This window comes from Microbacterium sp. NPDC056044, from assembly GCF_042267145.1.
Lineage (GTDB): Bacteria > Actinomycetota > Actinomycetes > Actinomycetales > Microbacteriaceae > Microbacterium.
Genome location: NZ_JBHJWZ010000005.1, coordinates 153059 through 167539 on the forward strand (window position 1 = coordinate 153059; position 14481 = coordinate 167539).

11 protein-coding genes are annotated in these 14481 nt (G+C 64.8%); 3 read left to right on the top strand and 8 right to left on the bottom strand.

What is annotated here, in order from left to right; translation table 11 throughout:
• Positions 1-233: 233 nt before the first annotated feature.
• The 4 genes from ACFC1I_RS15560 to ACFC1I_RS15575 form a co-directional block, all read right to left on the bottom strand.
• Positions 234-1634: an MFS transporter gene (locus tag ACFC1I_RS15560; RefSeq protein ID WP_376011227.1), complete on the bottom strand. Its 1401-nt coding sequence runs from the start codon at positions 1632-1634 to the stop codon at positions 234-236.
• Between the two features lie 161 nt (positions 1635-1795).
• Complete coding sequence (locus ACFC1I_RS15565; protein WP_376011230.1) at positions 1796-2767, bottom strand: aldo/keto reductase; 972 nt, start codon at positions 2765-2767, stop codon at positions 1796-1798.
• On the bottom strand, positions 2764-3651 hold the full coding sequence (locus tag ACFC1I_RS15570; protein WP_376011232.1) for a fibronectin type III-like domain-contianing protein: 888 nt from the start codon (positions 3649-3651) through the stop codon (positions 2764-2766). The genes ACFC1I_RS15565 and ACFC1I_RS15570 overlap by 4 nt, the downstream gene beginning before the upstream one ends.
• Entirely contained in the window at positions 3648-4634 is a 987-nt protein-coding gene (locus tag ACFC1I_RS15575; RefSeq protein WP_376011235.1) for a Gfo/Idh/MocA family protein, read from the bottom strand. Before ACFC1I_RS15575 ends, ACFC1I_RS15570 begins: the two co-directional genes overlap by 4 nt.
• A 145-nt stretch (positions 4635-4779) precedes the next feature.
• On the opposite strand from ACFC1I_RS15575, the gene ACFC1I_RS15580 reads away from it, so the two are divergent.
• The 3 genes from ACFC1I_RS15580 to ACFC1I_RS15590 all read left to right on the top strand — a co-directional run bounded on the left by ACFC1I_RS15580 (position 4780) and on the right by ACFC1I_RS15590 (position 9122).
• Positions 4780-5730, top strand: coding sequence for an alpha/beta hydrolase fold domain-containing protein (locus ACFC1I_RS15580; protein ID WP_376011238.1), 951 nt, complete (start codon positions 4780-4782; stop codon positions 5728-5730).
• 47 nt (positions 5731-5777) lie between these two features.
• Positions 5778-8255, top strand: a complete 2478-nt coding sequence (locus tag ACFC1I_RS15585; RefSeq protein WP_376011241.1) for a glycoside hydrolase family 2 TIM barrel-domain containing protein — start codon at positions 5778-5780, stop codon at positions 8253-8255.
• Between the two features lie 87 nt (positions 8256-8342).
• On the top strand, positions 8343-9122 hold the full coding sequence (locus tag ACFC1I_RS15590; RefSeq protein WP_376011243.1) for an IclR family transcriptional regulator: 780 nt from the start codon (positions 8343-8345) through the stop codon (positions 9120-9122).
• Between the two features lie 25 nt (positions 9123-9147).
• Here ACFC1I_RS15590 and ACFC1I_RS15595 read toward each other — a convergent pair whose 3' ends face one another.
• The 4 genes from ACFC1I_RS15595 to ACFC1I_RS15610 form a co-directional block, all read right to left on the bottom strand.
• Positions 9148-9906 carry an NADPH-dependent F420 reductase gene (locus tag ACFC1I_RS15595; protein ID WP_376011245.1) on the bottom strand — a complete coding sequence of 253 codons (759 nt, stop codon included), beginning with the start codon at positions 9904-9906 and terminating at the stop codon, positions 9148-9150.
• Entirely contained in the window at positions 9903-11201 is a 1299-nt protein-coding gene (locus ACFC1I_RS15600) for a glycoside hydrolase family 32 protein (RefSeq protein WP_376011248.1), read from the bottom strand. Before ACFC1I_RS15600 ends, ACFC1I_RS15595 begins: the two co-directional genes overlap by 4 nt.
• 157 nt (positions 11202-11358) lie before the next feature.
• A complete protein-coding gene (locus ACFC1I_RS15605; protein WP_376011251.1) occupies positions 11359-11937 on the bottom strand; it encodes a TetR/AcrR family transcriptional regulator in 579 nt (192 codons plus the stop codon).
• A 106-nt stretch (positions 11938-12043) separates the two neighbouring features.
• Positions 12044-14476, bottom strand: a complete 2433-nt coding sequence (locus ACFC1I_RS15610; protein WP_376011254.1) for a beta-glucosidase — start codon at positions 14474-14476, stop codon at positions 12044-12046.
• Between the last annotated feature and the right edge of the window lie 5 nt (positions 14477-14481).

The following is a 14481-nucleotide window of genomic DNA, read 5'->3' on the forward strand; positions in this document are numbered from 1 at the left end:
GCGATGTGGCCTTGGGTCGATGGCAGGGTTGAATGTGGGGGCGATTTACCTTGGGACTATTGGCCGCCGCGTTCGAGCTGCCACCCGTGTTCGCTGACGGACGGCGGGAGCGCCCGTTGACGTAGCGGGCGCACCCCGCGCTGACGACCTCGGTGCCGACAAGAGTGAGCGTAGGGCTGTTGTTCTCCTGCGCTCACTCTTGTACCGCACCCCCGTGGGTCAGCAGCGCGGATTCACCGCTCGCGGTCCCCATCGATCGCAGCGACGAGCCGCCGGTTGGCCCGCTCCACCGTGATTGCCCACAGCAGCGGCACTTTTGCGATGCTCAGAATGAACGGCACCAGGAGGAAGATCGCGCTGATCGCCGCGATGGTGGCCGGCCCCTGCACCGCGGCGGTCGCATCGAACGATCCGGCCGAGAGCATCCATCCGGCAATGGCCACCCCGACTCCCGATCCGACTTTCACGCCGATGGTGACGCACGCGAAGACTGTTCCCTCGTTGCGCACGCCGCTCTTCAGGTGAATGTTCTCCGCGGTGGATGCCACGAGTGTGTAGATACCCGCGAAGATCGGCGCTTGCCCGAGAGCGCCGATAGCGAGGCCGATGAGAAGGATCGGAACCGAGCCGTTGTTCGCCAGCGCGATGCCGGAGCCGACCACCCCGAGGAGTCCGCCGATCACGCATGACCATCGGATGGAGATGCGTGCCGCGAGCGCGGGCATGAACGGCAGCAGGATGACCATCGGCAGGAGGCTAACGATCGTGGTGAGTCCGATCGCGGATGGGTCGTTCAGGACGTATGTGGCGTAGTAGAACGAGCTTGCTTGCCCCAGGCCGGCCGCGACGTAGTTGACAAGGAAGAAAGTGACGAGCAGCCAGAAATAGTGGTTCTTCAGCAGCAGGGCGAACCGCTTCCAGAACAGGGCCGCCGTCTCTTTGGGCGGCTCGATGCCTTCCGCCAGTACCTCGGCAGGCAGTTCCTTGACCGCGAAGTAGGTGATGAGGGTGAACACGACGAAGATCCCGGCGTAGATCGTCGCGACCAGCCCCCATCCCAGCTGGCCGCCACCGAACGCTTCGACGAGGGAGGGTGTGGTCGAGGTGAGGATCATCACCGCGACGAGCGCCCCGATCACACGGAAGCTCGTGAGGCTCACTCGTGTGCGGTTGTCGGTGGTCACCAGCGACAGGAGTGTCGTGTAGGCCAGGTTCGACGCCGTGTAGAAGAACGCTCCGAGCAGGGTGTACACGACGAAGAACCAGGCATAGCGGCCGAACTCGTTCAGCCCGGCAGGGATGTTGAAGAGCATGATCTGCGAGATCGCCAACGGGAACGTGCTCCAGAAAAGCCACGGCCGAGCTTTACCACGACGCGAGCGTGTCTTGTCGATGAGCCCGCCGATAACGATGTCGGTGACGCCGTCCAGGAGCCTTGCTATCAGCATCAGGGTGCCGACCATGGCGGCGGCGAGACCGACGACCGTCGTGAGGTAGAAGAGCGCGAACGAGGAGACGAACGTCCACGTATAGTTGCCGCCGAAATCGCCGGCTGCATACGCCAGCTTTTTCAGAAGCGGAAAACGGGCGGGCGCGAGTTCGTCGGTGCTCGCCGCGCTGAGGGAGCTCGTCATGCTGCTGTTCCTGTCTCTTCGTTGAGAATCACGTGGATCGATAGCGTGTTGCTGCCCCGGGAGAGCGCGAGGCATCCCACAGCTGTCGGGGGTTGCTACGCATCACCGTAGCAAGAATTCAATATGCTGGATAGTCAATCCAAATAACAGAATTAAGCGAGTTACTCGGTCGCTAGGTCGAGATAGGCGAGTTCGGTGTCGCTGAGTGTGATGGTGAGCGCGTTGAGGTTCTGCTGCATGCGCGCGGCGCCGGCGGCGCTCACGACGGCGGCCGTCTCGAGAGGTTGGGCGAACAGCCACGCGAGAGCGATCTGCGGCACGGACGCGTCGTGTCGCCGCGCGATGAGCTCGGCCCGTTCCAGGCGCACGAGGTTCTGCGGGTGCGCGTAGCCGGCCAGCGCCTGGGCGTCGAGGAATCGCTCCGCCGACGAGGGATCGTCTGACCGGACGCGCCCGGAAAAGAACCCCCGGCCCAGCGGCGCCCAGGCGATCACCGGTATCGCGTGATCGCGGTACCACTGCCGCGCCTCGTTGTTCTCGGGGCCGGTGATCGTCAGGGAGCCGAATCCCCACGGGTCTTGGACCTGCACGGCGAGACCGAAGTTGGGGCTTGACGCGACGAAGGGGGTGAGTCCTTGGGCGCGGGCGTATGCGTTGGCTTCCTCGATGCGGTGATGCGTCCAGTTCGACGCCCCGAAGGCTCTGATCGCGCCCGCCTGCTGCAGGTCGTTGAGGGTATCGATGATCGGTTCGACGTTCACGGCGGGGTCGTCGCGATGCAACAGGAAGAGGTCGATGTAGTCGGTATGCAGTTGCTTGCGTGACTCATCCACGTCATGGCGGATCGACAATGGATCTACCCGGCGCCAGTCGGTTGGCGTGGGGTGGCAGCCTTTGGTGATGATGGTGACGGACTCGCGATTGTCCCGTCGCCGCATCCAGTCGCCGATCGTCTCCTCGCTGCGCAGGTAGGCGCGTGCGGTGTCCAAGGCGGTCACGCCCACCGACGAGAGGTCGTCAAGGATGCGGTCGGCGTCCGTGGCGGTGAGGAACTCGTCCCGAGCTGTGCCGGCGATGAGCCGGGGGAGGGGCCTGCCGAGCCCCTCAACGTGGATGCCTTCGGTGGTACTCATCTCACGTCCTCTGCGGATACGGCCATGTCGGTGCGGGAGAGTTCCCCTGAGGGCGAAAGGTCCACCACGCAGTTCAGTGGTGTCGCGGTTACGCTGGTCTCGACGTGCAGGTCGAACGTTCCCGGCTCGTAGCGCCATCCCGCCTCGTCGCCGACCTGCCAGTGCCGGAATGCCCGGGGGAAGATGTGCACGTCGGCGCGTCTCGCCTCGCCGGCGTCGAGCTGGATTGATGCGAACCCGACGAGCCAGCGCGCGGGCCGTTCAATGGAAGAAGCACGACGTGCCGCGTACACCCGCACGACGTGCTTGCCGCGGCGATGACCGGTGTTCCGGATATTGACAGACAGGCGGATGCCGTCAGCCGCGGTGTCGTCGACTTGCGCGTCTTCAACGCTCCACGACGTGTATCCCAGATAATCCTTCGGCGTCGCTCCAATTCCGGAGGACTGCAGGCCGGTGACGTTGGCGACGGCGGTCTCGCCTGTCAGCATCGGGTCCTCATCGTAGGACTCGAAGTGACCTCCGCCAAGCGGAGAGCGGTGCAAGTTGATGGTCGGCCCCAGCACGACGTCGACCTGTTTCCGTCGCGCCTCGGCGGCTGCGACGGTTCCGAAACGGCGCGCAAGATCTACGTCCCAGGTGGCGCCCGAGGCTGTGCCCGACGGGAGGTTCAGCGATGGAGACCGCTCGTCCCAGAGTTCGCCTCGCACGCCCGACGGACCGTCGGAAAAGCGCAAAGATCGCAATCCGATGTTTTCCAGCGGGTGCGTCGTCCAGAAGTCACGCCCTGCCAGCAGGAGGATCTTCTCTTCCAGCCTCAACGTGTCGAGCAGGGTGGTGAGTGTCGGCGGCTCCTGCGCCGCCGGATCGGTGTCACTGATCACTTGTATGCGCCCTCCGTCAGACTTGCTCGCAGTCGGTCCAAGGTCCGGAATACTGCCATGGTTTCGTCCGCGGTGTGACGAGGGTGATCTCGTCCCCCGGCCAGCACGGTCTGGGTGACGGCCCGCATCATCGGGGCGTACCCATTCCCTTCGAAACGGCTCTCCCGCGGTGTACTCGTCTCCACGCCTGTCGGAGTGAGCACTTTGTGCGCGAACGCCACGGTCGCCCAGAACGGGGTTCCCAGATCGATCCACCCCGTGGTGCCGCTGACCGAACCGCCCAGGTCGATGTACTCGGCGATCGAGACCGCCGACTGCGCGAATCGGCCGCCCGGGTAGGCGAGGGTCATGTGCACCGTGACATCCACGCCGTCGGCCGTGACCACGCCGCCCGCGTAAACCCGATCAGGTTCGCCGAACAGACTGTGGGCGAGAGAGACGGGATAAATGCCTTGGTCAAGCAACGCGCCCCCGCTGCGTTGTGGATCCCATTTGCTGCCGCCCGACGGGAAGGGGTACCCGAAACCTGCTCTGAGGCTGCGTACTTCGCCGATCACGCCCGCGCGCAACTCGGCTGCGAGAAGGTCAAACCCCGGAAGGAACTTCGTCCACATCGCTTCCATCAGGAATAGGTCCTCGGAGCTTGCGATGCGGAAGAGATCTGCCACCTCACCGGCGGTCATGCCCATGGGCTTTTCCACGAGAACGTGCTTTCCCGCGCGCAGCGCCGCCTTCGCCATGTCGTGATGGGTCGCGAACGGGGTCGCGAGGTACACGATGTCCACTGCAGGATCGCGCAGCACCTCGTCATAGGAGGTGCACGTACGCGCGATCCCGTGAGTGCGGGCGAATGTGTCGAGCGCGTCGGGACGCCGGGCGAAGACCACCTCGATGCTCGCCTCGTCGATCGACTGGAGGTCGGGCACCACCTTGTCGCTGATGGCACCTGCGCCTATGACAGCCCAGCGCAGCACTTGTCGCATCGGAGACTCCTCGTCGCTGAAGGTGGAAACGCGCTATCAACTTAGTCCAAGAAACGGAATTTGAGAGCGATATTCGGAATATGACCGATCGTTCGAGTACGGTAGCAGGACGCGGCCCGCCCAACTCTCGCTGAGGAGACGTCCGATGACACTGCGTCCCGATCCCGACTTCGTCGAGGCATATGCGGCCATCGCTTCGTGGTTGCCTCCCAAAGCTGCGCCTGGGGACTGGAGGGCGCTGAGGGAAGCCACGGAGACGAACATGTCGCGGGCGGCGGAGCTGTCACCGCGCGATGACCGCGTGCGAGTGTTCGATCACTCCGTACGCAGGCGCGACGGTTCCTCCTTGTTGCTCCGGTTGCTCGTGCCTGCGGCATCGGGGGGCGAGGGGCTCGGCCCGGCGCTCGTGTACATGCACGGGGGAGCGATGATGATGCTGGGCGTCGCTGAGTGTGAGCCACAACTCTCTGCGTATGCGGCGGAGAGCGGCGTTCCGATTCTCGCGGTCGATTTTCGCAATGCCCCTGAAGCGGCCCCCGCCGATCTAGCCGAAGACGCTCTCCGCGGGGTGCAGTGGCTCCACGAGCATGCTGACGATTGGGGTATCGATCCGCGGAGAATCGCCATCGGCGGGGAGAGCGGGGGTGCGGGTATCGCGGCCGGCGCGACAATCCTTGCTCGCGAGCGAGGCATCTCGATTTCGAAGCAGATTCTGATCTGCCCCATGCTGGATGACCGAAATGTCGTACCTGACCCTGCTCTCGAGCCGTATGCCACCTGGTCGTACGCCGACAACTGGACGGCGTGGACGGCTGTGCTCGGTGATCGGCGTGGACAGCCCGAGGTCCCAGCCTCCGTCGCCCCCGCTCGACTGCACGACCACTCGGACCTTCCGCCGGCGTACATCGACGTGGGTGAGCTCGATATCTTCCGCGACGAGAGTATCCGCTACGCGCTCGGGCTTCTCGATGCCGGGGTCCATGTCGACCTGCATCTGCACCCAGGCGCCCCGCACGGGTTCGAGTCCATCGCCGCCGGCTCGTCTCTCGCCCGTGCGATCCGGGCCCGCCGAATTGCGGCGATCGCATCAATCTGACACCGCCCGCCACGGTGCCACCGATCCAATAGACAAGGAACCATCAGATGTTCGCAATCGACTACGAGAACCTGAACAACAGGGAGACCTCGTTCGATGCTGGCTGGCTCTTCAGCTCCGACGACACGGTCGGCGACACTGATGCGCCCGCGCGAGATGCGACATGGCGAGCCGTGACGATCCCGCACGACTGGAGCGTCGAAGATCGCTCCAGCGGGCGCGTGGAGAACGATGGGCGGGCGCCCGAGCCGGCGCTCTGGAGTGTCGCAGGCGTGCCCGACAAAGCCGGGCCGTTCGATCGCGCCCTGAGCGCAGGTCGACGCAATAGCGGTTGGACGGTCGGGGGTGTCGGTTGGTACCGCAAGACATTCCCGCACCCTTCGCCCGCTACGTCGTCGCGCATCGCCGTCCGCTTCGACGGCGTCGCCGTGCGCTCGGATATCTGGATCAACGGCGTCCATCTGGGAGGCCACGCCAACCCCTATACGCCGCAGTCCTGGGACCTCACGCCCTACCTCACCACAGACAGCGACAACGTCATCATCGTTCGTGCCCGCAACGAAGGCGACACCTCAAGGTGGTACGTGGGATCAGGCATCTACCGGCACGTCTGGCTCACGGTCACCGACCCGCTGCATCTGCCCGACGGGGGGGTGTACGTCACGACACCGACCGCCCACCCAGACCTATCGGTGGTGCAGATCGCCGTCGAGGTGCGAAACGACCGCTCCGTGGGTGCTGCGGCGGCGATCCGCTGCACCGTTACTCGCCCGGACGGGACCGAGGCCGGCCGAGCGCACTCGGACCCGAAGCAGGTAACAGCCGCGACCACGGCAGGATTCGCGGTAACGATCCCCGTGACGCATCCGCAGCTGTGGTCCCCGGACCAACCACACCTCTACCGCGTTCGGACAGAGATCATCGCCGACGAGGGACAGGTCGTGGATGCGACCGAGTCGTCCTTCGGTATCCGGTCGATCACGCTCGACGGGTCGGGCATGCGCATCAACGGCCGGGAGATCGTGCTTCGCGGCGCGAACATCCACCACGATCACGGTGCGCTCGGCGCCGTCGCGCTCGCACGTTCGGAAGAACGGCGCGTCGCCCGCTTGAAAGAGGTCGGGTTCAACGCCATCCGAGCCTCCCACAACCCTTTCGATCCTGCGTTCTACCGGGCATGCGACCGGCTCGGGATGCTGGTGGTCGACGAGTATTCGGATGTGTGGGATACCCCGAAGACCCCGGAGGACTACTCCAGCGACTTCTGGGACTCATGGCGAGAAGACCTCGACGCGCTCGTGCGCCGCGATCGCAATCATCCGAGCGTGTTCCTCTGGTCGATCGGCAACGAGATCCAGAGCGAGCGTACCGTCGAGATCCAGGCGATGCTTGTCTCTCGGGTCCGCGAACTCGACCCGACCCGGCCGATCACTCAGGGAGGCTCGTCGGGCTACGGGTTCGGTATCGGGTTCATGGGTCCAGACGACCCCAGCTGGAAACTGCTGGACGTCGGCGACACGCATTACCTCCACGACCTGGAAGACATCACCTCCCGGTACCCGGATCGAGCCTTCTTCTCGAGCGAGAGCTTCGCAGCCACCATGCACGACGACTGGGCGCTCGTCACCGACACCCCCGCCATGTTCGGCGACTTCGCGTGGACGGGATGGGACCACCTCGGCGAGGCGGGAGTCGGGCAACCTTGGCTGCAAGAGGTTGGCGGGCCACAGCCGGACGAGGATATGGAGAACATCGGGAAGCAATCGTTGGGTAGCGGCGACTTCCCGTGGTACCTCTCGGGTTGCAGCGACCTCGACATCCTGGGGCACCGCCGGGCGCAGTCTTACTACCGCTCCGTGGTCTGGGGCGACAGCGACCTCGAACTCGCCGTCCAACGCCCCACCCCCACGGGTGAAGAGCAGGTGGCATTCAGCTGGGCCTGGTTCGACGAGTTGCGCAGCTGGACCTGGGGCGTGCTGGGGCAGCTTATGACGGTTCGTGCATACACCACAGGTGATTCGGTGACCCTCACCCTCAATGGCGCCACCGTAGGCACGCAACATCTTGCACCCTCGGACAAAAGGATCGCGACCTTCACCGTGCCGTACGCGCCCGGCGAGTTGATCGCGACGGCATCACGCGACGGCCAGCAGATCGCGCAACAACGTCTCGCCACAGTCGGCGCCCCCACCGCGCTGCGCCTCACACCTGAGACCTCCGCCGTCCGTGCCACGCCCGACGACGTCGGGTACCTCACTATCGAGGTCGTCGACGCGCAGGGCGCACGTGTCCCTGACGCTGTCATCCCCCTCACCGTCGCCGTGTCCGGTGCTGGCACACTCGCCGCCATCGCCAACGGCAATCCACGTGACGTCGACAGCTTCCAGGGACCGCACAGGCACACCTATCAGGGCGTCGCCCAAGTGATCGTCCGCCCCGGCGACAAGTCCGGAGTGGTGCGAGTGTCCGTGACGGCCGATCGGCTCACCGGCGCGACGGTGGAGATCCCGGTATATAGTCCGTAGCCGCACCAGCGACAGCGGCGAGTCAGCAGTGCGACACTCGAGGAACTCCGGCTCCGTGAATGTCAACTGTTGGAATATAGTGACAGAATGAGCGGCAATCAGACCCAAGACCGTGTCGTGGGTGCGGAACGTGTGCTGTCCGTTCTCGCGGAGCTCGCGGAGCACCCGTCCGGCATCAGCCTCGATGACCTCACCAACCGTCTGAATGACCCGAAGCCGACCGTGCACCGCGCGCTGGTGTCACTGAAGAAGTTCGGGTTCGCGACACAAGTCAGTAGAGGCGTGTACACGCTGGGTGACGAGTACCTCCGGTTGGCGTTTCGCAATTACGCGGACCGGCCGGAGGGACTTCGGGTGGAGCCGCTCCTTCGGCAACTGGTCGAGCAATACGGCGAGACTGCTCACTACGCCGTCTTGGACGGGGCGGATGTCGTCTACCGGGCGAAACTGGACCCGCCCGCCGGCTCCGTGCGGCTTACGTCCGTGGTTGGCGGCCGGAATCCTGCACATCGAACCGCCGTCGGAAAGATGCTACTGAGCTTCACCATCGGTTCCGAGTCTGAACTGAGGTCCTGGCTGGGCACGTCGCGGCTGGAGCCGCGAACACCCCACTCGATCACGACGGTCCATCAACTCTGGAAAGAGCTGGAAGCGACCCGGGAACGCGGATACGCCGTCGACGATCAAGAGAATGAGATCGGCATCAACTGCGTGGCTGTTCCTGTTCGCCTCGATCCCGCGCTGTCGCCGACTGGGGCGGTCAGCGTCTCCGCACTCGCTTTCCGTATGCCTCTGGCCGAGCTCATCCCCGAGGTGCCTCGCATCAAAGAACTCGCCCAAGACATCCTCCAGAACGAAGCCAGGTGATCGGCGTCCCTCGTCGCGCGGCGGCTCAGCGGTCGAGCCGGATGCCTGGGATACCTCTCTGGGCTGCGTCGCAGAGGGTGCGCAATTGTGCTGCGGACACTGAGACAGGCTGCGCATGGATGAGGCGGCTGTAGAAGTCGTGATCTTCGGGCCGCGAACGGAAGTACGGTTCGACGTACGCGGGCGCGTTGGGCTCGATGCGCCAGCTTTCGTCAAGGCCACCGATGTCGACCGTGTCGAAGCCGATGAGGTCCAGAAACCGTTGCGCGAGGGCCTTCGCGGCGGCATCATCCCCAGATACGGGCAATGCGGTGCGCTCGGCTGACGCGGCGGGTGTGGCCAGCGACGACATCCGTAGGAAGTCGATGGTGTTGAGCGTCTTAACCACTCGAGAACGGGGCAGGTGGGATTGAATCAGCTCGGTCTGTGTGGTCTCGCCGGAGTCCAGCGCGCGCAGGTCGCCGTCTCGTTGGGGGAAGTAGTTCATTGCGTCGATGACGATGGCATCGGCCAGCGAGTCGGCGGACAGGTGCGGGTACGCGCCGAGCGGTATCGCGACCAGGACAAGATCCACGTCAGTGGCAATCTCTTCTGCGGGGACTGCGGCAGCGCGGCCGCCCAGATCGCTGATCGTTGCGATGAGGCTCTCCGGTCCGCGGGAGTTGGCCATCTGCACGTGAATACCGGCGGTGACACTTAGTCTGGCGACCGCCATGCCGACGTTCCCGGATCCGATGATCCCGATTGATCTGAGCGCCCGGTCACCGGGGGCCAGCCGGGTCAACGATCCGCCTCGCTTCGCAGTTGTGCCCCGTCGACCTGAGACGGTTCGACGGCGGAGGAGAGTTCGTACAAGGAGAGCGTGGCTCGGTCTGTGGCGATGACCTGGAACTCTGCGGCCGCAGGGATGTGGGTTCCGAACAGACCGGCCCGGCTGGATATCTCCACCACCGGGCCGTCAACGATGATGCGCAGTTCCCCGTCGACGGGGAAGGTCACCGTTCCGCCCACTGTGATGGCCGTCAACGTGTCTCCATCTCGGTGCAGGGTGAGGAGACGGGCTGCTTCCGTTTCGATGATCAGCTCGCCGTTGGTCTGCTGCCAGGTGATATCTGCACAGCCGGTGCCAACGGTGTGGTGAGGACGGAGGATTCCTCGGTACTGCTCGAGGTCGGGGTGCGGTGTCGCAACCAGCCGGCTCTCGACGACGGAGAGCACGTACGGAATGCTGAGCGCGCCGGCCCAGCCGGCCGCAGGGTCTTCAATTCCGCGCATCCAGAACAGCAGGCAAGGGCGACCGTCGTCGTCCGTGAAGTAAGACGGTGCGTAGTGGCTGTCCCCGTAGGTGAGTTGCCCCCAAGTGGCGGCGGTGAAACTGCCGTCCACGTACGCGCCGAGGGCATATCCGGCGTAGTGGAGGGTGTTGTTCTCCCAGACGGAGGACACCATCACCGCGTGGCCATCCAGCTCAAAGATCTGGGGGCATTCCCAGAGGGTGCCCATCCACACAGGTGTGGTCTCGCTCGTCGTCCGCTGCAGTGCTATCCCGTCGTAGGCCCAGGACTCCAGATCCGGGGATGTGTAGGAAAGCGCCATCGCGGTTCCGCTCGTGTCTCCGGCGCCGACGAACATGCGCCAGTGATCCCGTTCGCGTCGGATGAACGGGTCACGGAACCCGGTGAGCGCGATATCGTCCGGCGCGTCCACGACGACGGGACCTTTGACCCAGGTCGACCAGTTGTCGTCGGCGGGGGTGGCCCGACGGATCCGCGCATGGGCGGAAGCATCCAGTCCGGACGCGGTGGTGTACAAGATGACCGCCCGGCCGTCTTCAGTGGTGGTGAGAGAGCCGGACCAGATCCCTGCGTCGCCGTCCCCGGGTGCAAGTGCCGCTGGTTGTTGTGTCAGTGAGAGCAGGTCCGCCCCTGTGGCGTGGCCCCAGTGACAATGCACTCCCCAGACGACCTGGTCCGGCACGTACTGGAAGAACACGTGGTAGGCGCCTTGGTGGTACGTGATGCCGTGGGGATCGTTAATCCATCCGGTTTCCGCGGTGAAATGCAGTCGGGGGCGGGTCATCGGGATCCTTCCATATGACTAAGTGCCAGCACTCGTCATCTCAACTCTCTCGGAAGCACGCGTGTGCGCAGCGCGCGGTGAGGCAGATGCGCGACACATGTCGCTGAGACCTCACAGCAGGTTGGCCAGGCGACCCTCGGGCAAGGCGAGAAGGCTGTTAGTACAGAGCGTGGTCGAGGCGTTGTTCGGAGATCCGCAGGATGCGGTGGGTGAGTTCTTGGCTGGTGATAGCGGGGGTTTCGGTGGAGAGCCAGTGGATGCATGCGCCGACAATGCCGCCGGCTACGTAAGTGGCGCGGAAGTGCAGTTCGTCGTCCGAGAGGGTGGGGTCGAGTTTGTGGAGCTCGAATGCGACACCGCGGGCGGATCGGGCTATCAAAGCGTGTACCGTTTTGATGCTGCCACCTGGGCCGAGTGCCCATTGATAGAGCCGCCAGTTGTCTGCGATGTGGTCGAGGTAGTTCACCGTGATGGCTTCGGACTCGGCGTACTGGATTCCGCTTCCCGTGGACGTCGCTTCCCACTTTGCAGTGGCCTGGTCGGCGAGGTCACCGAGTGCATCGGCAACGAGGTCGTCCATCGTGTCGAAGTGGCGGTAGAACGTCGCGCGGTCAATACCGGTGCGTTCGCAGACCGCGGACACGGACAGCTTGTCCGGGTCTTCGTGCGCGAGTTCGAGGAAGGCGGCGCGGAGCTTGAGGCGCGACCGCACATATCGCGGGTCGGTGTTGTCCATTGCGCTCATGTGATGTCCGTCCAGTAATCGAAGTCCCAGTCCGCGCTGTGACCATTTCATATCACGGCACCGCGACAATCGTTGCACAGCGCCGTCGGGTGAATAGTCATGACAATCGCTCGACGTCGGCGAACAGCGGACGATTCACCGACCAGTCGGCGGTGCTGCCGATCGCCTCGACAGTCTCGGTCAGTCGGATGTCGTCGGATGATGCCCCCACGCTCAGGTCGATGGCGCCGGGGTCGAACACGAAAGTGTGCTCGGGTCCGAGGTAGGCCAGTTGCCCGGTGGAAAAGCTGATCTTGACCGTGGCTGTCTCTCCGGGCAGCAGGGCCAGGCGCGCGAACCCGATGAGCTCCTGGACGGGGCGGGTGACCAGCTCAGCGCGATGGGAGGCGTAGAACTGGACGATCTCGGTTCCTTCCCTGTCGCCGGTGTTGGTGACGGAGACCGTGGCAGTGATCGTGTCGCTGGTGCTGACCAGCGGGTCTGCGACGTTGAGGTCGTGGTAATCGAAAGTGGTGTAGCTGAGTCCATGCCCGAAGGGGTAGCGGGGGCGGGAAGACAGGTCGGTGTAGGCCTTGTGAGCGTCGGTGTCGGTACGACGGTAGCCGCTGCCCTGGTGCTGTCCGTGATGCAGCGGGACCTGCCCGGAGTGGCGGGGGATGCTGAGCGGAAGCTTGCCCGATGGGTTCACGTTGCCGGTCAGTACGTCCGCGAGGGCTGTCATGGCGCTCTGGCCGCCATAGAACGGATATACCAGTGCCGGCAGCGCATCGTCGAGAGCGTCTAGCGCGAAGGGGCGCCCGGTGAAGACAATTCCAACAGTCGGCGTGCCGGTCGCGGCAACCCGCGTGGCGAGCTCGACTTGAATGGCAGGCAGGTCGATGTTCGCCCGGTCGCTGCCTTCACCTTCGGTGAGGCGGGAACCGAACCAGCCGGGGCGGCCGCCGAGAGCGAGGATGACAAGGTCCGCGCCGGTTGCTGCCTCGACCGCAGCGTCCAGATCGGCAGGTTCGTCGTCGAGTACGCCGCACCCGCTGATAGTTGTGATCTCGAGGTCTGGGCGTGCTGCGCGGAGCGAGTCGACGAGGGTGGTTGCCCCGTAGGTCTTGCGCGCGTACGCGTCGAGCCCGTCGGCCAGGATGGGACCGAGTTGCGCGCCGAGCGCGCCCATCGCTTCTGGGCTGAGACCGCCCGCTGCGGCGTCCTCGGTCCCAGCCATGTTGGATTGTTCGCCGCTGGCAGCTCCTGCCATCATCGCCAGGCTGGCCTGGTAGGTGTATCCCGGGAACGCGACGTCAATCGACTCTGCGTGCGGGCCGATGACGGCGATCCTCTTGACAGAGGCTGCCAGAGGCAGAAGATCGCCGTCGTTTCGCAGCAGGGTGATGGACTGTCGTGCCAGTTCGAGCGCCAGTTCCTTTCCTTCACTCGCGATGTCGGCGATCGCTTCGGGATCCTCGGACACGTAGGGGACGTCGAACAGGCCGAGCGCGAACTTGTCGTGCAGCACCCGCAGTACGGACCGGTCGACGAGGTCCTCGGAAACGAGGCCCTCACGGACCGCGTCGACGAGCGTGGGTCCGTATGCTTTGGTGTCGGGCAGCTCGACGTCCAGGCCCGCTTCGAGGGCCAGCCTTCCAGCCTCTTTGAGGTCAGTCGCGACTCCCTGCCTGTCGTGCAGGTTGGCGATGGTGGCGTAGTCGGAGACCACGGTGCCGGTAAAGCCGAGCTCTCCGCGAAGCAGGTCATCCAGAATGCGGCGGTTCGCTCCGGCGGGGATGCCGTCGATGGTGGAGTACGAATTCATGATGGATCCGAGACCGGCGTACCGGATCGCGGCTTCGAACGGTCGTGCGTACACTTCCCGGAGCTCCCGGCCTGCCACCGTCGTGGCGGACATGTGCTGCCCGCCGTCTGTCATCCCGAAACCGAGGAAATGTTTGCCGGTGGCCAGCGCCCCGGTGGTGAGGTCATTGCCCTGCAAGCCGCGGGTGTACGCGACGCTGAGCGCGGAGACCAGGTACGGGTCTTCGCCGTATGTCTCGTGCACGCGCCCCCATCGGGGGTCCCGTGCGACGTCCATGACCGGCGACAGCGCCTGCGCGTGGCCGGTGGCGCGCATCTGGCGGGCGAGGATCGCCGCCATATCCTGCACACCATCAGGGTTCCAGGACGCGGCTAGCCCGATCGCGGTGGGGAAGGTCGTGAATCCGCGGGCGACCAGCCCGTTGAGCGCTTCCAGGTGGATGATCGCGGGGATACCGAGCCGGGTCTGTTCGACAAGGTGCCGTTGAATGATGTTTGCGGTGCGCGCCAACTCCACGGGGGGCAGATGGCTGAACATCGCGAACATGCTGATCTGCCCGATGCCGCCAGCCAGCTCAGCGTGCAACTGCTCCGGGGTGGGACCGGCGGCGTTCATCAGCCCGAACGGCATGATCGCGGTGAGCTGCTGCGCCTTCTCTTCGAGGGTCATCTGCCCAAGTAGCGCCGCGGCGCGCTGTGCGGGGGACTCAGTCATCAGGGTGCTCATCTCGT